Genomic DNA, 22,340 nt, shown 5'->3' on the forward strand with positions numbered 1-22,340 from the left:
AGTCGAGTAAACAATTAGAATGTTAGAATACTTTCATGAATTATCGTATAATAAAGTATCACGAGTTTTATTAAAGGATGTTTTAATCAATGATCAATATTATAGGCGTTTTGCCGGATGACACAATAGAAACAGACGTTAAAGTAACGGAGGAAAATTTAAAGAGATACAAATGGTATTGGGTGGATTTCAGTGAACCTACCGCGGATGAGTTTCAATTACTGGATACAGTTTTTCATTTTCATCCTCTGGCTATTGAAGACTCCGGCATTATACTGCAGCGTCCTAAATTGGATTACTACGATGGATATGATTTTTATGTTACGCATACCGTTAAGCAGGAAGGAAAAGAGATCGTAAAAGAAGAACTTGATTTTTTTGTCGGCGATAATTATATTATTACTTTCCATTTTGAAAAATCCAAAGAAGTCGAACAGGTATGGAATAGAATTACCTCTCAAACAATCGTAGAGAAATGGGATCCTTACTATGTCTTTTATCAGACATTAGATAAGTTGGTGGATGCCTATTTCCCAGTGATCTATGACATTGAAGAGAAGCTGGATGATATAGAAGACAATAAGCAGAATCAGTCAATGGATGAATTGATGGATGAACTGTTCGATATTCGTCATATGCTCCTGCATATTCGTCAAACGGTCAATCCTATGCGTGATTTACTTTATCGCATGCTGAATTCTCAGCATCTGACAGGAGTAAAAAAACGCCGTGAGTACTTCTCTGATATTTACGACCATTTACTAAAAGTGTCAGAAATGGTCAGTTCAAACCGGGAAATCACCTCGGATATCAGAGATAATTACCTCTCCGTGACCTCTCATCAAGCCAACGAAGTCATGAAAGTCTTGACTATCATCACCTCGATTTTCACACCGTTGACACTCATTTCCGGTATTTACGGCATGAACTTCCGTTACATGCCTGAACTGGACGATCGGTACAGTTACTTTATCGTTTTAGGGATGATGCTGTTTATTGGTCTGTCTCTGTTTTACTGGTTCAAGAAAAAAGGCTGGTTTGACTGATCGTTTTAAAATAACAGCGAAAAACCTGTTGAAGCACAGGAGTGTATCCTCTGACTCAACAGGTTTTTTCATAGTGAAATTTAAAAAAGAGAAGTCAAAGTCCTTTTGTCACCAGCGTATATCCCTCAAAGTTTCTCGGAGAATGGTTTCTGCCTCTTTAGTGAGTTGCCAGTCTGAAATCTCATCTTTGATGTTATCCAGTCGACCGTTTTCTCTGACAAAGCCATTCAACCGTGCTGCGATCGTTGAGTGCACGAAGCTTTTATGATCAGAAAATAAAGGGAAAAGCGAAGCTGTTGCTTTATCAAAGCGTTTCAGGAAATATTTTTGATGACGGTCTTCAGCAGGGTAAAAAGGCAGATCATATTGAATATCTGTTTTTATTTGCTTACCGTATCTGTTTTCTCTCTCTTTCTTTACTTTCTCTGCTTTGCCTAATTGCTCAGTCGAATGAACAATTAACAGTGATATATATTGACGTTCCTTATAATAGCGGTCTTTAAAAGCGTCATGACTGTCCCAGAAGATATTTAAAATATCCTCGTAGGTCATCAGTGAGGCATCAAAAACGATCTGAACCACCTCTGTGTGATCACCGATATTTCTGTAAGTAGGATCAGGAGAAGTACCTCCTGAGAACCCCGTCTGCGTACGGATCACTCCGGGATATTGACCAAACTGGCTTTCAGGTCCCCAAAAGCAGCCCATTCCCAATGTCACAGTTTCCAGTTGTTTTGCTCGTCGATTAAAATTGTGCACAGGCAACCTTCCTTTCGTGTCTTTTGAAAATGTGATGTCATAATCATTAAAATTTTTAGAGATTACTTGGATGTCAAGAGTCTCAAACCGTTTAGTATGACGACTAATGTACTTCCTTCGTGAATAATGACACTGAGCGCAATGTCAGTTAACTGCAGCAGACTTACAAGGACCAGGAAGGCGACAACGGCCATTGAAAAAACGATATTCTGCCAGATGACTCGGTTCATTTTTCTGGAAGTTTTATGGGAACTCACTAGTTTAGGTAGTTCATTTTTCATTAAAACAACATCAGATACATCCACTGCGACATCTGTCCCTTCTCCCATAGCGATGCCGACATCTGCATTAACCAAAGCCGGCGCATCGTTTACACCATCGCCAACCATCGCAGTGATTCCATATTTTTCTTTTTGCTCGTTTATGATGGCGGCTTTATTTTCGGGCAGGACATTAGCGATCACTTCATCAAGACCTAATTGTTTGGCAACAGCCTTTCCGGTCATTTCAGAGTCTCCTGTTATGAGTGTAGTGTGGATACCCTGGGCTTTGAAATATTCAATGGCTTCTTTTGTATCTTTCTTAGGGACATCCATTAATGCAATAAGACCAATAACGTGCTCATCTTCTGACACATAGACAACTGTTTTTCCTTCAGACGCCCATGTCTCATTTTTCTGTCTGTATTCTAAAGGCACATTTTTGAATGAAGTCGGTTTACCTATCCGGTAGATTTTATGATCGTATTCACCCTTTATCCCTTTTCCGATCTGATTTTCAACCGTTATGTCCAGCTTGTTTTTGCTTTCAAATTTTTCCATTATCGCAGTTGCCAGGGGATGGTTCGATTCACTTTCTAAAGAGACGATAATATCGATCATCATTTCTTCATTGATTGTGTCAGAAAAATAATAATCGGTCACTTCAGGTTTTCCTTTAGTCAGTGTTCCAGTTTTATCAAAAGCGATAGCTTTAATATTGCCGAGTTGGGATAAATACGTACTTCCTTTAGATAAAACACCCCTTTTTGCCAGATTGGATGTGGTCGACAAGGTAACTGAAACTGTCGCCGCGGCAAGAGCACAGGGCGATGCAGCAACTAAAAGAACTAATCCTCTGTAAATGCTTTCTGACCAAGTCCAGTCAAACAGAAAAGGAGCCAGTAAGACAAAGAGTGGTATTGCAAGCAAGACAAAGTTAACGTATTTAGGTTCGAATTTTTGGATAATACTCGCTGCTCTTGTCTGGTTGCTCTGATTTTGATTCACTAACTCCACGATTTTGGAGAAAACCGTTTCGTTACTTTCCTTAGTGACTTCCATAGTAAAGCTTCCTGTGCCATTGATCGTACTGGCAAATACTGTGTCTCCTTCGGTCTTCTCTTTAGGCATGCTTTCTCCATTGATAGATGATTCATCGATCGACGTTGAACCAGATAGAATGACTCCATCGATCGGTACTTGGTCGCCATTTAAGACTTTCAGGCGATCACCGGGTTCCAGTTCACTTACATCAACGGTTTCAGTCTCTCCATCATCTTTGATCAATCGCGCTGTTGTGGGATTCATTTCAAGTAAACTGGATATTTCCCGTTTACTTCTCCCTTCTGCATATTCCTCCAGAAAATGAGCACCGGAAAAAATCAGGATCAGCAAAGTTCCTTCCCAGAAACTGCCTATCAAAGAAGCTCCCAGTGCAGCTAAGCCCATTAGTATGTGCGAGTTTGGAGAAAACTTTCCTTTTGATTTCGTATTTTCGATCGTCTCTCCTATACCTTCAAGTATGATGACGTGATAGCCCGCAGATATAGTTGCCAGAGAAAAGAGGATGCTTTTTACCAATGTGAAGTCATCGCTCAAAAATAAAGCAATGACAGCTAATGCCAGGCCAATGAAATATAAAATGACGGGGGCCTTGCCGTGATCGTGATCATGTTCGTCATGATCATGGGTATTTATATCGGGATTTTCTGTCTTCAACTGATTCATTTACTTTCTCCTCCAGTAATTTTTTTGCTTTCAAAACACTTTCTGATATTTTTTAAACGAGATCACTCGCTGTAGTGCTTTCTAAGGACAGTATACATTAATATATTACAATATACTAATATATAAGCAAATGATCAACGAAATCTTAGATCATTTTAAGAATGGCTGACATGGTCGATCATCTCTTCAAGCGTGGTGATAACATGATCGTCATCATAAGTGTAGTACGCAGTGGTTCCTTCTCTGCGGTATTTCACTAGTTGTACATTTTTCAATGATTTGAGCTGTTGAGAAACATTGGATTGTTTGAGATCCAGCCGTTCAACGATTTCATTAACAGATAATTCTTCTTTAGAAAGAAGTTTAAGAATACGGATGCGCGTCGGATCACCCAGTATTTTAAACGTCTGAGCAACACGAGTCAAAACTTCTGTATCTATTTCGGTTTCTATGGTATGGTTTTGCGTATTTTTTTCCAATATAATGACCTCCATTTTATAACATTAAAAATTGCAAAAGCAGTATCGCTTATCTTTTTTGTAAATATTAGTATACTGAAAAACAGCTACGGCGTAAAGGTTATAACTTTTCATGAAAATGAGTACCTAAGAAAACTTATGAAAAATGTAGATTAATTAGGTTTGACCAGGAACCCAGCTGCTTATTTTTGGTATACTTCATAGTAAATAGAAGTCACTTGAGAAAGATGTCTGATGATAATGAGGGAAAACAATGAATCCAGTATTTAAATTTTTATTGCGCCTGGCTTCTTCACCGCGCATCGATATACAAGAAGACTACCAGTGGGTGAGGAAAATACAGAAATTCTTTTCCGGCGTTCCTACCGCCCGTTACCGGACACTGGACGAAAAGATTTATTCAGTTAAGAATGAACATGAAATACCTGTTCGTATTTTTTATCCTAAAATTAAAAAACACCCGGAGCCTATTCTCTATGTTCACGGAGGGGGCTGGGTCATAGGCGACATCGACTACTACACACGGGCATGCGTCAACATAGCGGACCATCTCGGCAGGGTCGTTTACTCAGTCGATTATCGGCTGGCACCCGAAAATCCTTTTCCTGCCGGATTGGATGATGTTTACCGAGTGGCAGAAGTTCTGCTTACACCTTTAGAGGATAGCGAGGAAGAAGACTGGGTAATCATGGGGGATTCAGCTGGGGGGAATCTGGCTGCCGTGGTATCGATGCTTTTACGTGACCGCAAAAAAGCAATGCCCAAAAAACAAGTGCTGATTTATCCTTTAACTTACTGGGATCATACAGAAAATTCACCTTTTGAATCGGTGAGAACAAATGGTTATGATTATGGTATGACGATAAAGAAAATACAGGGGTTCATGGAATTGTACGGTCCGGATATGAGTGAGCGGAAAAGTCCAATGATTTCCCCTTTGATGGCTGAAGACTTAACACATTTACCAGAAACATTTATCATAACAGCAGAATTCGATCCTTTGCGGGATGAGGGAGAAGCTTATGGTAAAGCATTGAGAAAAGCGGGGAACAAGGTGAAAATCCATCGAGTGTTAGATAGTGTCCACGGCTTCATCAATTATCCGGCATTTACTGAACCGGTGGAAGAAACATTGAAAGAGATAGCTGATTTTTTGAAAAATTAGAGAGGAGCTGCAGCTATGGAGAAAAAAAAGTGGGTCAGATTAGACAATGCATCCAACATCTTTTTAGCTGCAAGAAATGAGACGGATACGAAAGTGTTCCGATTATCGGCTGAAATGACGGAAATAGTCGATCCTGTTCTACTCCAGTCTGCTCTTAGAGCGGTATACAAAGAATACCCGTTATTTCATAACGTTTTAAGACGGGGGATCTTCTGGTATTATCTGGAAGAATACGACGGGATGCCTAAGGTGAAACAGGAAACCGATCCGCCTTGTTCACCCCTTTACCACTACGATAAGCGGGAGTTTTTATTTCGCGTCCTTTATTACAAAGACCGTATTCATTTAGAGGTATTTCATGCCTTGACTGATGGGACGGGAGCGTTGTGGTTTTTTGAAGACCTGCTGAGTGAGTATGTTAGGTTAAGACAGGCTAAACGCCTTGATTCCATGGATAAACCAAAGAAAAGAGAAAAAGCCGACTTGGAAGACAGTTTCAAACGGTATTTCAGTCAAAAGAAAAAATACGCAGCGATCGAAGCGAGCATGGCGCCTCTAGAAAAATATAAAGAAATAGAAACACAGGATGACGGCTATTCAGGCATTTTAAAACCTAAAGCATCTTCTGTTTACCATGTCAAAGGAGACAAAACACCGGATCACAGACAACGTGTCATTGAACTGAGTACACAACTAGATGAGGTACTGGCATTAGCACGCGCTAAAAAGGTCTCGTTGACCCTTTACATGACTGCATTATACATGCTGGCAGTTTACCGGGCGCGTGAAGATAAAACGGGAGATGTAACAGTGACGACTTCGATCCCTATCAATTTAAGACAATTTTTCCCCTCAGTTTCGGTAAGAAATTTCTTCAGTACGACAGTTGTTGCTTACACGTTCAAACCTGAAAAAAATGAGTATTTAGATGATTTATATGACACATTAGCCCATCAGTTCAAAGCGCAGCTGAAAAAAGAGGCATTGGAGAAACGGTTAAAAAGACTCATAAAATTTGAATTTCATCCACTGATACGTATCGCTCCCAGGCCACTCAAGGATGGCATGTTGAAACTGGTGAATTACTTCAACAATAAAAATATCACAGTAGCAATGTCTAACCTAGGTCGGGTTCGTCTACCTGATGGAATGGAACAATACGTCAAGCGAACCTTTTTCTACACCTCAGCGATACGTCCACAGTTTTGTCTGATCAGTTACAGAAACATTTTATCGATAAGCTTCACGAGTCCATTTATCGAAACAGATATTCACCGGGAATTTGTTTGTTTACTGACAGAGAGAAAGATCGATGTGATGATGGACGTGAATAAAGTATCCAGAGAGGAGATCAATGAGTAATGAAACATTGTCCTGCATGTCATGCGGATTTTAAAGGAGACTGGTCCACTTGTCCGCTGTGCCAGACGAAATTGGAAACAAACCAAAGCACACAGCCAGAAGAGACTGACTTTCCAAAAGCTCCTTTAAAATTTAATCGCAAAAAAATCAGACGGATCCTTAGTTTCAGTTCAGTACTGATTATCTTTTTATACTTCGTAGCTCACTTTATCTGGCGTTTTAAATTTTTTGATCTTGAATATGTATTATTCGGCATCATGATCATGTGGCTGATGATGCTTGTTATCATAAGAAAACGCCGAAATATAGTGAAGGGGATCGTCTATATCCTGTTTTTGTTTTCGCTAATTAGTCTGTATTTTGATTACATTAATGGCTGGCTGGGCTGGTCTTTAACTTTTGTCATCCCCATACTCTGTGTTTCGGCACTGCTTTCAATGTTCATTTCCATTCAAGTGGTGAAATTGAAGGCTGAAGACTACGTTCTTTATCTGCAGCTGGCAGCCATCATGGGCTTGATACCGGCAGTCTTTCTAGTGATGAACTGGGTCGTTTTCATACTGCCGAGTCTTGTGTCTATTCTGCTGAGCCTTCTTATGTCGATTGCTGTCTTTTTCAGACATCGACAGGCTGTAATCAGTGAACTGGAAAAACGAATGCATGTATAAGAAATAAATAAACAGGGAAGTGTACAGGGTGAAAGAAATTTAAAAATCGTTCATGAACTGATCCAAGTATTGTCAGATAAAAAAGATACCCAGCCGGTAGTACGTCTGGGTATCTTTTTTCATTTTATCAAGAAAGATGCTTGTTCAAAAAATGTGTAATACGTTTGCGGTATTCTTTTTTGTCAGTGACATATCCATAAGCGTGACCTGCTCCGGGAACAATGTAAAGATCCTTTGAAACGTCAGCTGCTTTATAAACATCGTAAACCATTTCTGTAGGGACGAATTGGTCTTCGTCACCATGGATAAAAAGGATAGGTGTCTGGCTTTTTTGTACTTGGACGCTGGGATTTGCTTCCCCAAACCAGTAACCTGCCTTTAATTTTGTTACAAAACTGGTCAGTGGAATGAGCGGATACTGTGGAAGTTTATACATCGTTTTCAACTGATGGGCCATTTCTTTTGACACGGAACTGTACCCGCAGTCTTCCACGATGGCTTTAACATTATCAGGTAGATTTTCACCACTGACATTCATGACTGTGGCGCCTCCCATACTTAATCCAAACAGTACGACTTCTGAATCTTCACCTATTTTTTCGATCATCCGTTCGATCCACAGCGTATAATCTTTTCTTTCGTGCCAGCCAAAACCGATATAATCCCCTTCACTCTCACCGTGGCCTCTAGCATCTGGAAGAAGGAGATGAAACCCAAGATCATGAAATAATTTTGCCCAGGGTGCCATGTCACGATTGCTGCCGCTGTACCCATGTGCAATGATGGCAACTTTTTTCGACTGCTTGCTGGCTGGAATGAAAAAGCCTGAAAGAAGTAAACCATCTGTTGCACGTTGAACTAACATCTCTTTTTCAACAGTCTGATACCATCGTTTTTCTTTTTCCCACGGATCATCCGGATAAATTTCTTCCATACTATATTCAGCAACGAATTCTTTTTTGCTTATACCTACAGCGGTTTTGTAAAAGTAAGCACTGGCATATGTAAGTAAACTTGCGGTCAAGCCAGTTAATCCCAACAAGCCCCATTTTGTGCTCTTTTTCATAAAACGGCCTCCTTTTTTCGAAATTGACTTCAATACTAGTATACCGGATAAAGGTGAAAAAAATGCGAAGATTATTTATCCTTCTTGACAATAAGCACGAGAAGCACTAATATACCTATAGGGGTATATAAAAAGATAAATGAAAGAGGCTGATTATGTTTAATTTATTCAAGCGTATTCCAAGTATATCAACTAGTCAATTGGAAGTAGAACTGGGTAAAAAAGCGACTTTATTAGATGTTCGAACACCTGGAGAATACCGCCAGGGGCATATACCGGGAGCGAAAAATGTTCCTTTAAACAAAGTGGATAAGTATAAAAACAATACTGATGAGACATTATATGTTATTTGTCAATCGGGAATGAGAAGTAAACGCGCAGCTAAAGAGCTTGAGAAAAAAGGTTATGACGTCATCAATGTGCGCGGTGGAATGAGTCAATGGAAGGGTAAAGTCAGAGGAGGAAAACTATAAAATGAGTAAAGTAGTTATTGTTGGAGGAGTAGCTGGTGGAATGTCAGCTGCAACCCGTCTGCGTCGGTTAGATGAAGAAGCTGAAATTATTGTTTTTGAAAAAGGACCCTATGTATCTTTTGCAAACTGCGGATTACCTTATTATGTATCTGGAGAAATAGAGGACCGCAGTGACTTGTTATTGCAGACACCAGAAGCGCTGCATGATCGCTTTCGTCTAGATGTAAGACCTCACCATGAAGTGGTGTCGATCGATGTAGAGAATAAAACCGTTACAGTCAAAAGTAATGGGGAAACAACAACTGAAAGCTATGATAAACTGATCCTTTCACCGGGAGCCAAGCCTTTTGTTCCGCCTATTGAAGGAGTCAAAGCAGCTGAAAATATTTATACGCTGAGAAACGTACCAGATCTAGATAAAATCATGAAGCGCATTGATGATAAAAATCCTGAAAAAGCAGTGGTTATCGGTGCGGGATATATTGGTATCGAGATGGCAGAGAATCTTAAACAAAGAGGAATAGACGTTGTCATCGTCGAGAAAGTTCCTCAAATTTTGCCGACATTAGATGAGGAAATGGCTGTTTATATTGAGAATGAAATAAAAGAGCAAGGCATTGAAGTATTGACATCTCAATCAGCGGTTGCGTTTAAGGATAAAGGTCAGCGTGTGGTACTTGAAGATGGTAGTGAAATAGAAACTGATATGACAGTCATGTCTGTTGGAGTCCAGCCGGAAAATGCTTTAGCTGAATCTGCAGGTATCGCGTTGGGTCTCAGAGGTGGCATTTTAGTTGATGAGAATTACGAAACAAGCATATCGGATATTTATGCTGTAGGTGATGCGATAATCGTCAAAAATCAGATCACAGGTGATGATGCACTGATTTCGCTCGCTTCACCAGCTAACCGTCAAGGGCGTCAAGTGGCTGATATCATTGCAGGAATGGAACGTAAAAATAATGGAAGTATCGGGACAGCCATTGTTCGTGCATTTGGCCTTACAGCTGCGTCGACCGGTCTAAATGAACGCATGGCAAAAATGAATGATTTAAACGTCGCTTCCGTACACACTTTAAGTAAAGATCATGCAGGATATTACCCAGGCGCAACAGATATTTCTCTGAAACTAGTATTCAACCCAGAAGATGGAACGATATATGGGGCACAGGGCGTTGGAGTCAAAGGCGTTGATAAACGTATCGACATCCTTTCAACAGCTATAAAAGCGGGACTGACAGTTCATGATTTGCCAGAACTTGAATTTACCTATGCACCACCGTTTGGTTCAGCCAAGGATCCAGTTAACATGATTGGTTATGCCGCGCTTAATATTATTGAAGGTCTGAGTGAATCCGTGCAGTGGCATGAATTAGATGATGAAATCAAAGCGGGCGCTGTGTTACTGGATGTAAGAAGTGAAGCAGAACTGGAAGAATCCGGACGCTTCCCTGATTCAATCAATATTCCGTTAAATGACTTACGCGACCGTATAGACGAACTGGACAAAGACCAAACATACGTTACCAGTTGCCGCAGTGGCCAGCGAAGCTATATTGCTGAAAGACTGCTCAAACAATTAGGTTATAAAGTGAAAAACTTGGATGGTGCCTTTGAACTGTACCAGACTATTAAACCAGAGGAGATTGAACATGTATAGATCGATAAGTATGGATGAATTTCAGCAAAAACAGAAAAAAGAAAACATAAACATCATAGATGTGAGAGAAGCAGATGAATTTGCTGCTGATCATATCCCAGGAGCTGTCAATACACCTTTAAGTGAATTTGCGCAACATTTAAGTAAGATCGATAAAAACAAAGAAAACTATATTATCTGTTTAACTGGTGCGCGCTCGTCTGTAGCAAGCGATTATTTAGGAAACAACGGATACACGGTGACCAATGTTATGGGTGGTATGTCTGCTTGGAGAGGAGATATCGAATAACATTATGAAATGCGACAAAAGTATTCAAAATAGACTAAAACGAACGGAAGGACAAGTAAGAGGAGTCCAGCGTATGCTGGAAGATGAAAAGAGCTGTTCAGATATTATTACTCAATTGTCTGCTGTTCGGTCAAGTATAGATCGTATCATGGGTGTCATCGTTGCTGAAAACTTGAAGCAATGCATTGAGAATCCTTCAAGTGATCCTGAAGAACAGGACCGGGAAATAGAAAAAGCGATTCAATTGATAGTAAAAAAATAAATAACTTATTTATTTTTTTACTACAGAAAGAACATGCTTGCTATTAAAACCGTTAAACATGAATCTCGACTAAATTCTTGGTAAGATGGTTAAAGAGGAAGAGAGATTTATTAGGAGGAGATAGAGATGTCTAACGTAAAAATAATAAAGTATGGAATGCTTTCTTTATCAGCAGGACTGGTACTTGCCGGATGTAGTGGGGAAGATACGACAGATACCATGGATACTACGGATGATACGAGCATGACTGAAGACAGTGGAACAACAGAAAACACTGAGACGACGGATGACTCAATGACAAACAACGATATGAATCAAACGGAAAATAAAGGGATACAGGATCTTGATTTATCCGTTTCGCTAAATGATGCCGTTGATCTTTTCTATGAAACTTTCGGTTGTGAAAATATAAATATCGACTCTGTCCAGTTTGATGCCGACGACGGACGTCATGTATACTCAATTGACGGCTGGGATGGAGAGTTTCATTACGAATTGAGCATTGATGCTGATACGAGTGAAACGTTCGAACAGGAACAGGAAGAAGATACTGAACAAGAAAACATGATAAATTTAGAAGAAGTTATCATGCCGAAAGAAGCGATGGATGCGGCGCTTGAAGCAAGTGGTTCAGGTTACGTGGAAGAATGGGAACTTGAAGTAGAAAATGATCAAACAATTTACGACATTGATATTGAAGGCGGCGGCAATGATCAGACGATCGATGCATTGTCAGGTGATGTCCTTTAAACAGTACTAACACAAGCTTTAATTAAAAAAGAGTGCAGTCACTCGAACTGCACTCTTTTTTGTTGCGTACTTTTGAAAAAGACAAAATCAATTCTTCTAAGTTCTTCTCGGTTCGGTTGATTCGCTGATGTGGTATCTCTGAATATGTCAAAGACCGAGAACTTCGGCTGCTTTAACATATATTCGGGAATAGACCGACCGAACTCACCAGCACGCATTACGATAATTATCGAGTGTTTTGTATACAAAACGAGCGAGTTGGACGGAAAGTCTCACTCGCTCGTTTCAGTGTTAATTTAATCTATTGGTGAACAAATGTTTAAAGCGTTTCGTTTTTAGTTGATTCTGTCGCCATAACTGCAAAGACGATCAAACCAATAATCATCATGACAGAAGCAACGTAAAATCCGATTTGCATTGATCCAACTGTATCTGCTAAGAAACCAGTAATATATGGTGCTGTGATAGCTCCCGACATACCAACAAAGTTGTATGCACTCAAAGCAGTACCTAACGCTTTTCGTGGAGCATGTTTACTAACATAAGCAACCAAGATAGGATCCATTGCCAACTTACCGGTAAACCCGTATAAAATAAGCATAGCAATTAAAAGTGTACGATTTGTTACGAAAGCAATTGAGAATACAGAAATCAAAGCTAGTGGCATAAGGATATAAACTAATTTCTTAGTGCTTCCCATTTTGTCTGCACGACTTGCAAAGAATAAAGCACCAGGAATTGAAGCCCATGGAACCAATGAAGAAATGAAACCAACACTTGAACCGACGAATCCGCGTTCTTCAATCAGGAAAGTCGGTAACCAAGTAAGAACAACGAAGTTAGCGTAGATACTTACAAAACATAAGATAAAAGCGGCAAGCAAACTCTTGTTACCAAAGATTGCTTTAAGAGAAATGTTGTTTGCGTTTTCATCTTCAGCTGGGGTGGGCTGTTTAGCTTGATCCTGTAAATTGCTCTGGTCTTCTGGTCGTACCACTTTTTCTTTCAATATAAATATGATTGACTATAAGTATTTGGTTACTAAGTAGTCAGTGTTGGATTTTTAAATCAGGAATAAAAAGTCTTTAATTTTTTAGGAATCAATGTATATGGTATGATTGTTAGTAGAAAGAACGCATTAATTTGTTAACGCTTTATCTACTATTGTGATCCCACACTTTGTCCGTCTTGAGAAATTAAGGATGGGTCAACTCGGAACTAAAGGATGTGAGGATGAGAAGAAGCAGCCCTTAATGTTCTCATCGTTACAAGTCAAGGTTAAAATATAAGGGGTAAAAAAATAATTACTAAAAGTGAGGGGGAATTATGTACGTTGAAAAAAATCAATTATTTGACATGGCTAATCGCGCTTTTTGATGCACTTATTGTTTCAGATGCCACTGTCTTTTGCGTAGGGGAGCGAAATGATCGAAGCGCCCTCAGGGTTTAATGCATTATCAGCTCTTGTTCCTTTAACTTGATACTTAATTTCTTTTCTTAAAAGTTGACATAATTTTCGACGATATCGCGATACCTGAAGTCAACACAGGACTCCTTAATGCTACACCTACGATGCTGATGATCACTGTTCCCATTATCAACTCAGCGGGTGCCGTGGCAGTTTTCAAATTTGTTGGACATTCGGCTTCCTTAAAGTTAGCAAAGAGAGGGACAAAAGGAAAAGTGGAATTCGTTTCCCGTTTCTTGGTTATTCTATTAGCCGCAGCGACTTATATGTCCGGAATTGGTGGTGGAAGTGCGATTGTTATCCCCCCATTAGCTTTTGCAGCACTTATAGCATTTTTGGGAACAAAAAGACGAGATATCGGATTCAAGAGAGATGAGTCTGAAGGATACGGCAATCTCTCATTAGGTAAACTGTTCGGAATGATCATATCCGCGATCTTATTGTTATCTGCCGTTATCTTTGATCCATTATTAAATAACGTTTTTTGAGAGTAGAGAAACACTTGATATCAATCAGCTTATAAGACAGATCGGTAAATATGGACATACGTCCGGTTACGATACACTGTTGGCTATGTATTTAGGCTTACAATCACTGATAAATGAGATGGAGGAATGAAAAGTTGGAAAAACAACGTTTTATCGTCGCATTAGGCGGCAATGCTATTTTAACAGATGACCCAAGTGCAAAAGCACAGCAAAAAGCGTTACAAGATACGACAGAAAAATTAAGTGTTTTAGTTGAAGCTGGACACGAGGTAATCATCTCACACGGTAATGGTCCACAGGTAGGAAACTTACTCCTTCAACAACTTGCAGCGGATTCCCCGGAGAACCCTGCTATGCCTCTGGATACTTTGGTCTCAATGACCCAGGGAAGTATCGGTTACTGGTTGCAGAATGCGTTGCAGAAAACACTTCAAAGAAAAAATATCGACAAAGAAGTGGCGACCGTTTTGACTCAAGTTGTCGTTGACGAAAATGATCCAGCGTTCAGCAACCCGTCTAAGCCGATTGGACCATTTTTAACAGAAGAAGAAGCAAATAATGCATCTGATGAAGATGTTTACATTGAAGACGCTGGTCGTGGATGGAGAAAAGTTGTGCCGTCCCCAAGACCTGTCAACATCAAAGAATCTAAAGTGATAGAAAGTATGGTGGAAGCTGGATTTATTACTGTTGCAGCTGGAGGCGGCGGTATCCCAGTTATCAATGAAAAGGACGGCGTTGAAGGGGTAGAAGCAGTCATCGACAAAGACTTTGCCTCTGCCAAACTGGCTGAACTCGTTAAAGCAGATACATTTATTATTCTGACGGGTGTAGATAACGTTTATATCAATTTCAATAAGCCTAATCAGAAAAAATTAGAAGAAGTGACTGTTGCTGAATTGGAACAGTACATCAAAGAAGATCAATTTGCTCCTGGCAGCATGCTTCCTAAAGTAGAAGCAGCAATCGAATTTGTAAAAAATGTCAAAAATGGTAAAACAGTTATTACTTCATTGGAAAATATTGCAAATGCCTTGGAAAATGATGGCGGAACAACTGTCGTACTAGAAGAATAGATCATAAAACAGAAAATGAGGATAAAAATAAAAGGAAGCAGACAGTGCTTGTACATTCTGCCTCCTTTTATTAATTTCAGTTATTTTCTAAAGGTAAATACTTCAATATCCTTAATGCAATACTGTACTGCAGTATTTCTTCGGGATTCTTTAAATCAATATCGTATCTTTCTTTAAGACGGTTGATGTGATAACGAACAGTTTTCGGGTGAATATAAAGAATTTTTGAGGCTTCGGAATAATTCTGGTTAACGTTGATAAAAACGTATATGGTGTTCAGCAATTCCTTATTATCCTTATGAAGTTTTTGAAGATTTTCAGGGATAAAGCGTTCTAATGATGTGAGATTATCCGTCTCAATAAACAGCCGATAAAGCCCTAAACGTTCATAAAAAACAATGTTTGAGACGGCATCTCCCATTTTCAGTATCTTTTGTGAGTCCATTGCCTGGCGATGACCTTCAGAAAGGTTATAGAGAGATACTTCGGTACTAACTGAAATAAAATGATAAATGTCCTTGTACGATTTATTTTCCAGTAATTTCCGCAGGATACTTTCTGTTTTTTTCTTTGTACAGAATATTTTAGGAGGACTTGCTACACTTGTAACTCTAGGTTTAGGCATGAACAGTTTACTGAGATTCTTCGAAAACTTATCTAATTTATAACATCAAAACAAATAAAAATAGAGTATTCTTTTTAAAGAGTTTCATTTGGTTGTTGACTCTTGAGGAGGAATGCTCTTTTTTCTAAAACAAAAACATTTAAATAACTAAAGTAACGACTTGAAATGTGTTAAGCTGACTAAAAAGACTTAAGGAGATCACTATGAATAATGAAATGATCATCGAAGATACCAAAGAAATGGTACGGTATAAACTACTAAATGAAGGATCTGGACATGACTGGTATCATATTGAACGGGTCTGGAAAACAGCCGTCACTCTCGCTGAGAAGGAGAACGCCGATTGCTTCGTTGTTGAACTTTCAGCACTTTTACACGACTTGATTGATGATAAACTTGTTTCCAATAAAGATGAAGCAGTCGAAGAAGTGAGGTATTGGCTCGATAGTGCAGGCGTCTCTTCATCTGATGGTGAAAAGATTTTGGAAATAATCGAAAACATTTCTTTCAAAGGTGGAAACAATAAAAAACTGCATTCGATCGAGGCACAGGTTGTGCAGGATGCTGACCGTTTAGATGCGATTGGTGCCATAGGGATCGCTCGCTGTTTTGCTTATGCAGGAAGTAAAGGATCGCCGATTTTTGATCCGGAAGTATCTGTTAGAGAAACTATGACAGAAGAAGAATACCGTAAAGGAAAATCGAGTGCTGTTCATCATTTCTACGAAAAATTATTTAAATTAAAAGACTTGATGAATACAAAAGCAGCTCGAGAAATAGCTGAAGAACGTCATCGCTTTATGGAAGATTACCTTGCAGCTTTCTTTAAAGAATGGGAAGGTAAGTGAGAAGAGTATAGTCTTGGTTATGTATGTCTGCCCGGCATTATAAAGAAAAGCCGATTGAATGATGGATCAAAAGAGTCGAATGATTCGGCTCTTTTGTCGGGGAAAGCTGGTGTCGTTTGTTTAATCATTTTAATGGTGGGATAAAAGCTGAAAACCTCCGATATGTTTATGGAAGAAGATAAAACAGCAAATAAATGTATGCTAAAATAAGGGAAACAAGTTTAAAGGAGGATTACATGGAACCCATTGTTGAATTGATCGATGTCACCAAACGGTTCGATCAAGATCAAGTACTGAAAGGTGTGACCTTTTCTGTTATGCCTGGTGAAATCATCGGTTATATCGGACCAAATGGCGCAGGAAAAAGTACTACCGTTAAAATGATACTGGGCATGCTGAAAAAAGATTCGGGTACCCTGCGTCTCTTCAACCAGCCACTTGAAGAAGGAGACGTTTCCTATAAAGGGCGTATTGGGTATGTTCCAGAAAATGCAGAGCTGTATGAAACACTGACAGCCAGAGAATACCTGCTTTTTGTAGGAGAACTTTACGGTATGAAAGAAAAAGAAGTCATGAACAAAGCGCTGGTAATGATGGATGCTTTAGGGATCAAAGAATCATTTAATGCAAGATTATCAAGTTTCTCTAAAGGGATGCGTCAGAAGGTACTGATCATTTCAAGTTTGATCCATGATCCGGATATACTGTTCTGGGATGAACCGTTGAGCGGACTCGATGCAAACAGTGTACAGATCATAAAGGAACTGCTTTTGAAATTAAGGGAAGATGGCAAAACCATTTTTTACTCTTCACATATCATGGATACAGTAGAAAAACTGAGTGACCGTATTCTTATCCTGCACGAGGGAGAAGTCGTTGCGGATGGGCCGTTCAATGAGTTGCAAAAGGAAGCAGCAGGGACGCTTGAAGAACTTTTCAATACATTGACTGGTTTTGATGAACACGATGCTCTAGCAGAACAGTTTCTGAAAGGGATGAAAGGGGACTTTGTGCATGGACCGTAGTGGTTTGGACAAGGAAGAATTTAATAAAACGCCGATTTATCTCAGATTTGCCGATAAACTAGCTCCAATGTACACAAAAATCGGCGTTGATTATGTTCAGATGCGAACCATTCTTGCAATGAAAATGACTATAGATCGTCGCCAAAAAACAGCTCTGAACGGTATGAGCGATAGTACCACTGAAGGTGAAGAAAAGAATCATTTCTTTGGTAGTCTGTGGGTGTATACTCTGATCAGTATTTTTCTCCTTTTCCTGTTCGTCTATGATAATTGGGTTTTTCAGTACACGGCCTATTTCAGTTACATACTTATTATGCTGTTTTCCACGATGCTGGCTAATTTTTCCACTATTCTACTTGATAACAAAGATACTGAGTTGATTGGATCCAAACCTGTCTCAAGAAAGACGATTGGAGCAGCAAAAGCTACCCATATAGGCATTTACCTTGTGTCCTTTACTTTGGCTGTGGGGATGCCTGTGATGCTTGCCACCTTTTATTTTAATGGATTCCTTGCCGGCCTGCTCCTTATCTTACTGACTTTACTGAGTGCCCTGTGGACCTTGGGATTAACGATCATCCTGTATGCAACGGTATTGAAATATTTTGATGGAGAGCGTCTTAAAAATATTATCGCTTATAGTCAAATCAGTGTGTCGGTGTTTATGGTCGCAGGTTATTACCTGATAGGACAGCTGTTTGAAATCATTGATCCAGAGACCCTACTCGTAGAAATGGATTTATCCCTGGGTCACGCCCTGCTATTTCCTATGTGGTTTGTTGCGCCTTTTGGACTCCTTCAAGAAGGATACAACAATGTATATCTGATTTACACATTGTTTTTGATTGCAGGGACGATAGCGATCGGTGTCCTTTATCATTTGAATGGTGATAAAATAGATGGAAACCTTCAAAAGCTTAATAAAAGTAGAACTAAGCCAGGCAGTCGTTCTATTTTAGAAAAAAGCACAGCTAAATTATTAGGACTGACTTCTTTGGAAAAAGCCTATTATCACTTTACGTGGCAGCTGACTAAAAATGAGCGTGAATTCAAGACGCGTTTGTATCCATCGATTGCCAGTGCCATGATTTTTCCACTTTTCATGTTTTTCTCAAATTTAAGAGGGAGTCAGGCTATAACAAGCCAGAATATGCAAACTTTTTTATACTTACCGTATTTTGCGATGCTTTCAATTCCCATGATCGCGGTAGCTACCCAATTTTCAGTTAACTACAAAGGCAGATGGCTCTTTGAACTCAGCCCGAAGCAGGCAAAGGGACCCTTTTTAAGAGCAGTCACGAAAGTCATGCTGATCAAGATCCTGCTGCCGATGTATGGATTTATCAGCGTTCTGGTTCTTATAATGACAGGATTTACTCATAGTGTCCAGCTGATCAACGGTTTTTTACTCATGAGTGTCGTCTTATATGTTGAAATGAAACGGACAGGACAGCATTTGCCTTTTTCTAGAAAATACGCTGCCTCGGAAGCTAATCAAGGGTGTATGTCCAGCCTGATTTTCTTTCTGCCCGTATTTATCATTTCCTTGGTTATGGTAATGTTTCAATCCTTTATTCCATATGCAGAATGGGGCGTTTTGATTGTTCTCATTTTTTTGAATAGCTGGTGGATGAAAAAGGGATTTGGTGAATAAATATGATGTGAAGGAGAAAGGGGGTTTCTCCTTTTTTTTCCTATATAATTAAGATACAATAAAAATAATAAGATTTATTATGAGGAGATTATTAAACATGGAACGAATTATATTAACGGGAGATCGCCCGACGGGTAAACTGCATCTGGGGCATTACGTAGGGTCTCTAAAGAATCGTGTAAAACTACAAGAAGATCCAGATAATAAAGTATTTGTCATGATAGCGGATCAGCAGGCGTTGACCGATAATGCAAAAAATCCTGAAAAAGTTCAGCAGAATTTACTCGAAGTGGCGCTGGATTACCTGGCAGTGGGTCTCGACCCAAAAAGAACAACGATTTTTGTTCAGTCTCAGATCCCACAATTACCAGAGTTGACCATGTACTATCTGAACTTAGTTACTGTTGCACGGTTGCAGCGTAATCCGACAGTTAAATCTGAAATTTTAGAAAAAGGGTTCAATCAAAGTATCCCTGCAGGTTTTTTCATGTATCCAGTGAGCCAGGCGGCAGATATCACCGCGTTTAAAGCGACCCACGTTCCAGTTGGAGAAGACCAGAAACCGATGGTCGAGCAGACCCGAGAAGTAGCACGTGACTTTAACCGCACATATGGTGAAGACGTGCTCATCGAGCCGGACATCATTCTTCCGCCAAAAGGCCAAGGCCGTCTCGTTGGTATCGACGGGAAAGGAAAGATGAGTAAATCTTTAAATAATGGCATCTATTTATCTGATAGTCCAGAAGAGATTCAAAAGAAAATCATGAAAATGTATACAGATCCAAATCATGTTCGCGTTGAAGATCCGGGTCAAGTGGAAGGCAATGTTGTCTTTACTTATCTGGATGTCTTTGATGATGACAAGGAAAAAGTCCAGCAGCTGAAAGACCAGTATCGCCAAGGCGGTCTGGGAGATGTTAAGATCAAACGCTATCTGAACGATGTACTGCAAGAAAAGTTAAAACCGATCCGGGAACGCCGGGAAAGATTTGCGCAGGATCGAGAAGCTGTGCTTGAAATTTTGAAAGAAGGCAGCCTCAAAGCCGAAGCCGTTGCTGCTCAAACACTGGCTGAAGTGAAAGAAGCGATGGGCATCAATTATTTTAACTAACTTCATACCTGCCTCAACTAGTTAGAAAAAATGGTGATACGCTTCATTTTGATACTTTTTAGAGAAAAATACATTTAAATAGGAGTGAGTAAAGTGGAAATCAAAAAAGGTGATAATAAACTTTACTTTGGGGACAACCCAGAAGATCCGAAAGCTGAAATGACCTTCGTGTTAAATGGTGAAAAACAGATGATCATCGATCATACATTAGTTAAGGATGAATTAAGAGGTCAAGGCGTTGGTGACCTGTTACTGAATAAAGTCGTTGATTACGCACGCGAGAATAATCGTCTAAATACTCCAGACCGTGTACCGCGATCAGTGAAGCGAATACGACTGATATGGCAGCAGTAGAAGAGCTGATCATCCCAGGTCTGCCAGAGAAAATGGCGGCGATAAATCCGATCATAACGGCTGTCTGAAGACTTAAAATAGGGCTGACGCCTGCCACGAAAGTAAAAGCGATGGACTCGGGTATCAAAGCTAAGGCGACTGTCAGACCTGAAAGAAAGTCATCTTTCAGAAGTTTTTTGTTTTCAATCAGCTTTTTCAAGGGATTGAATGACTTGATTTTGTTGTTATTACTCAATTGCATAATATCTTCTCCTTTTTTCCAGTGCTTTGATTAAACACAGAGCCCATAAAGAACTATCATACCATATTATATCGTCATTAAACACTGTAAATACTATTAAACCGGCTTTTAGTTGAAAATAACGCTTTCAAAAATGAAGTAAATGCTTCCATTTGTTCACAATCGATTAACGCGTTGCGCCATAAAAAAACTGGACAGCAGAGAAACTGTCCAGTTGATTTGATTTATAAAACAAATATTAACGTATCTGACCTTCGCCAAAAACGATGTACTTGGATGAAGTGAGCTCTGGAAGCCCCATTGGTCCTCTAGCATGCAGTTTTTGCGTACTGATTCCGATCTCGGCACCGAATCCGAAAGCAAAACCATCTGTAAAGCGGGTCGACGCATTGACATAAACGGCTGCGGAATTCACTTCTTTGTGGAAACGCTGACCTGAGAAGTAATCATTCGTCACGATTGCTTCTGAATGACCTGTACTGTATTTATTGATATGAGTGATTGCTTCATCTAAAGAATCCACTACTTTTACAGCTAATTCATAATCAAGATATTCCTTTTCCCAATCTTTCTCTGAAGCAGGCAGGGAGTCATTTAAATGTTTCTGTGCTTTATCATCTGCGTGCAGGACAACGTCCCATTTGTTCAAAGCGTCTTCGATTTCAGGCAGAAATTCCTCTGCCACGTCTTTATGGATCAAAAGGGTCTCAGCGGCATTGCAGACAGACGGACGGTCGGTCTTGGCGTTCACAATGATATCCTTTGCCATTTCAAGTTGAGCAGATTGGTCGATGTAGACATGACAGTTTCCCGTTCCTGTTTCAATTACTGGAACGGTCGCGTTTTCAACGACTGCTTTTATAAGCCCGGCACCGCCACGAGGAACTAGAACATCCAGATAGCGGTTCAGCGTCATCATCTCATTAGCTGAGTGACGTGAGGTATCCTCGACCAGCTGTATGGCAGTTTCCGGTAAGTCGCAGGCACTTAGAGCTTTTTGCAGACTGGATACAACAGCAAGGTTGGAATGGAACGCATCTTTTCCGCCACGTAGAATGACAGCATTGCCCGATTTAAAGCATAGCCCGGCAGCATCTGAGGTAACATTCGGACGTGCTTCATAAATGATGCCTATGACACCTAAAGGCACCGACTGTTTTCCTATTTTGAGTCCCGCCTCATTGGTCCACATACTTTCCACCAGACCGATCGGATCAGGCAGCTTGGCGATGTCTTTAAGTCCCTGCGCCATCGCTTCTACGCGCTCCGTTGTTAAAGTCAGCCGATCCATTAAAGATTCTGACGTATTATTTACTTCAGCCTGTTCTAAGTCTTTATGATTGGCTTCTAAAATAGCTGTTTTATCATCAAGTAAACCTTCGGCCATTAAAAGCAGCGCCTCATTCTTTGCTGTTGTAGAAGCTTGTGCAAGATACCGTTCGGCCTGTTTCGCTTTTTTTCCGAGTTCTATCAAGGTTTCCAT

22 protein-coding genes and 2 pseudogenes are annotated in these 22,340 nt (G+C 39.9%); 16 read left to right on the plus strand and 8 right to left on the minus strand.

What is annotated here, in order from left to right:
- Positions 1-89: 89 nt before the first annotated feature.
- On the plus strand, positions 90-1,046 hold the full coding sequence (gene corA / locus AKA01nite_RS04335; RefSeq protein WP_146924094.1) for a magnesium/cobalt transporter CorA: 957 nt from the start codon (positions 90-92) through the stop codon (positions 1,044-1,046).
- Positions 1,047-1,154: 108 nt separating this feature from the next.
- Here the strand turns inward: corA and AKA01nite_RS04340 are convergent, their stop codons facing one another.
- From AKA01nite_RS04340 to AKA01nite_RS04350, 3 genes are all read right to left on the minus strand, one after another.
- Positions 1,155-1,805 (minus strand): peptide-methionine (S)-S-oxide reductase MsrA, encoded by a 651-nt coding sequence (locus AKA01nite_RS04340; RefSeq protein WP_146924095.1) that lies wholly within the window; start codon positions 1,803-1,805, stop codon positions 1,155-1,157.
- A gap of 62 nt (positions 1,806-1,867) precedes the next feature.
- Positions 1,868-3,793, minus strand: coding sequence for a heavy metal translocating P-type ATPase (locus tag AKA01nite_RS04345; RefSeq protein WP_146924096.1), 1,926 nt, complete (start codon positions 3,791-3,793; stop codon positions 1,868-1,870).
- Between the two features lie 155 nt (positions 3,794-3,948).
- Entirely contained in the window at positions 3,949-4,272 is a 324-nt protein-coding gene (locus AKA01nite_RS04350; RefSeq protein ID WP_246116985.1) for an ArsR/SmtB family transcription factor, read from the minus strand.
- 253 nt (positions 4,273-4,525) lie between these two features.
- Here AKA01nite_RS04350 and AKA01nite_RS04355 point away from each other — a divergent pair, with 253 nt between their 5' ends.
- Genes AKA01nite_RS04355 through AKA01nite_RS04365 form a run of 3 tightly spaced genes read left to right on the plus strand, consistent with a single transcriptional unit; the run spans position 4,526 to position 7,467 of the window.
- On the plus strand, positions 4,526-5,437 hold the full coding sequence (locus tag AKA01nite_RS04355) for an alpha/beta hydrolase (protein WP_146924097.1): 912 nt from the start codon (positions 4,526-4,528) through the stop codon (positions 5,435-5,437).
- A gap of 15 nt (positions 5,438-5,452) precedes the next feature.
- Positions 5,453-6,799 carry a condensation domain-containing protein gene (locus tag AKA01nite_RS04360; protein ID WP_146924098.1) on the plus strand — a complete coding sequence of 449 codons (1,347 nt, stop codon included), beginning with the start codon at positions 5,453-5,455 and terminating at the stop codon, positions 6,797-6,799.
- A complete protein-coding gene (locus tag AKA01nite_RS04365) occupies positions 6,799-7,467 on the plus strand; it encodes a DUF6320 domain-containing protein (RefSeq protein WP_146924099.1) in 669 nt (222 codons plus the stop codon). Before AKA01nite_RS04360 ends, AKA01nite_RS04365 begins: the two co-directional genes overlap by 1 nt.
- Positions 7,468-7,594: 127 nt before the next feature.
- Here AKA01nite_RS04365 and AKA01nite_RS04370 read toward each other — a convergent pair whose 3' ends face one another.
- Positions 7,595-8,533: an alpha/beta hydrolase gene (locus tag AKA01nite_RS04370; protein WP_146924100.1), complete on the minus strand. Its 939-nt coding sequence runs from the start codon at positions 8,531-8,533 to the stop codon at positions 7,595-7,597.
- A 155-nt stretch (positions 8,534-8,688) separates the two neighbouring features.
- On the opposite strand from AKA01nite_RS04370, the gene AKA01nite_RS04375 reads away from it, so the two are divergent.
- The 5 genes from AKA01nite_RS04375 to AKA01nite_RS04395 all read left to right on the plus strand — a co-directional run bounded on the left by AKA01nite_RS04375 (position 8,689) and on the right by AKA01nite_RS04395 (position 11,967).
- Positions 8,689-9,006 (plus strand): rhodanese-like domain-containing protein, encoded by a 318-nt coding sequence (locus AKA01nite_RS04375; RefSeq protein ID WP_146924101.1) that lies wholly within the window; start codon positions 8,689-8,691, stop codon positions 9,004-9,006.
- Position 9,007: 1 nt separating this feature from the next.
- Positions 9,008-10,666, plus strand: a complete 1,659-nt coding sequence (locus tag AKA01nite_RS04380; protein WP_146924102.1) for an FAD-dependent oxidoreductase — start codon at positions 9,008-9,010, stop codon at positions 10,664-10,666.
- Entirely contained in the window at positions 10,659-10,955 is a 297-nt protein-coding gene (locus AKA01nite_RS04385; RefSeq protein WP_146924103.1) for a rhodanese-like domain-containing protein, read from the plus strand. The genes AKA01nite_RS04380 and AKA01nite_RS04385 overlap by 8 nt, the downstream gene beginning before the upstream one ends.
- Positions 10,956-10,959: 4 nt before the next feature.
- Complete coding sequence (locus AKA01nite_RS04390; RefSeq protein WP_186805090.1) at positions 10,960-11,217, plus strand: metal-sensitive transcriptional regulator; 258 nt, start codon at positions 10,960-10,962, stop codon at positions 11,215-11,217.
- Between the two features lie 126 nt (positions 11,218-11,343).
- On the plus strand, positions 11,344-11,967 hold the full coding sequence (locus AKA01nite_RS04395) for a PepSY domain-containing protein (protein ID WP_146924104.1): 624 nt from the start codon (positions 11,344-11,346) through the stop codon (positions 11,965-11,967).
- A gap of 319 nt (positions 11,968-12,286) precedes the next feature.
- On the opposite strand, the pseudogene AKA01nite_RS04400 reads toward AKA01nite_RS04395, so the two are convergent.
- Positions 12,287-12,979 (minus strand): annotated as a pseudogene (locus tag AKA01nite_RS04400) (MFS transporter); the annotation flags it as partial.
- Positions 12,980-13,581: 602 nt separating this feature from the next.
- Here AKA01nite_RS04400 and AKA01nite_RS04405 point away from each other — a divergent pair.
- Positions 13,582-13,923: a hypothetical protein gene (locus tag AKA01nite_RS04405; protein WP_146924106.1), complete on the plus strand. Its 342-nt coding sequence runs from the start codon at positions 13,582-13,584 to the stop codon at positions 13,921-13,923.
- A 134-nt stretch (positions 13,924-14,057) separates the two neighbouring features.
- On the plus strand, positions 14,058-14,999 hold the full coding sequence (arcC, locus tag AKA01nite_RS04410; protein ID WP_222592480.1) for a carbamate kinase: 942 nt from the start codon (positions 14,058-14,060) through the stop codon (positions 14,997-14,999).
- A 76-nt stretch (positions 15,000-15,075) separates the two neighbouring features.
- Here arcC and AKA01nite_RS04415 read toward each other — a convergent pair whose 3' ends face one another.
- Positions 15,076-15,624 carry a PucR family transcriptional regulator gene (locus tag AKA01nite_RS04415; protein WP_146924108.1) on the minus strand — a complete coding sequence of 183 codons (549 nt, stop codon included), beginning with the start codon at positions 15,622-15,624 and terminating at the stop codon, positions 15,076-15,078.
- Between the two features lie 197 nt (positions 15,625-15,821).
- Here AKA01nite_RS04415 and AKA01nite_RS04420 point away from each other — a divergent pair, with 197 nt between their 5' ends.
- From AKA01nite_RS04420 to AKA01nite_RS09465, 5 genes are all read left to right on the plus strand, one after another.
- On the plus strand, positions 15,822-16,472 hold the full coding sequence (locus AKA01nite_RS04420; RefSeq protein ID WP_371860855.1) for an HD domain-containing protein: 651 nt from the start codon (positions 15,822-15,824) through the stop codon (positions 16,470-16,472).
- A gap of 236 nt (positions 16,473-16,708) precedes the next feature.
- Positions 16,709-17,497 carry an ABC transporter ATP-binding protein gene (locus AKA01nite_RS04425; RefSeq protein WP_146924110.1) on the plus strand — a complete coding sequence of 263 codons (789 nt, stop codon included), beginning with the start codon at positions 16,709-16,711 and terminating at the stop codon, positions 17,495-17,497.
- Complete coding sequence (locus AKA01nite_RS04430; protein WP_146924111.1) at positions 17,487-19,151, plus strand: hypothetical protein; 1,665 nt, start codon at positions 17,487-17,489, stop codon at positions 19,149-19,151. Before AKA01nite_RS04425 ends, AKA01nite_RS04430 begins: the two co-directional genes overlap by 11 nt.
- 97 nt (positions 19,152-19,248) lie before the next feature.
- Positions 19,249-20,262 carry a tryptophan--tRNA ligase gene (gene trpS, locus AKA01nite_RS04435; protein ID WP_146924112.1) on the plus strand — a complete coding sequence of 338 codons (1,014 nt, stop codon included), beginning with the start codon at positions 19,249-19,251 and terminating at the stop codon, positions 20,260-20,262.
- A 189-nt stretch (positions 20,263-20,451) separates the two neighbouring features.
- Complete coding sequence (locus AKA01nite_RS09465; RefSeq protein ID WP_371860856.1) at positions 20,452-20,616, plus strand: GNAT family N-acetyltransferase; 165 nt, start codon at positions 20,452-20,454, stop codon at positions 20,614-20,616.
- Here the strand turns inward: AKA01nite_RS09465 and AKA01nite_RS04445 are convergent.
- Both AKA01nite_RS04445 and AKA01nite_RS04450 read right to left on the minus strand, forming a co-directional pair.
- Positions 20,588-20,857: pseudogene (locus AKA01nite_RS04445) on the minus strand (SulP family inorganic anion transporter); the annotation flags it as partial. The gene AKA01nite_RS09465 and the pseudogene AKA01nite_RS04445 overlap by 29 nt on opposite strands.
- A gap of 238 nt (positions 20,858-21,095) precedes the next feature.
- A complete protein-coding gene (locus AKA01nite_RS04450; RefSeq protein ID WP_146924113.1) occupies positions 21,096-22,340 on the minus strand; it encodes a glutamate-5-semialdehyde dehydrogenase in 1,245 nt (414 codons plus the stop codon).

The organism is Alkalibacterium kapii (genome assembly GCF_007988865.1).
Classification (GTDB): domain Bacteria; phylum Bacillota; class Bacilli; order Lactobacillales; family Carnobacteriaceae_A; genus Alkalibacterium; species Alkalibacterium kapii.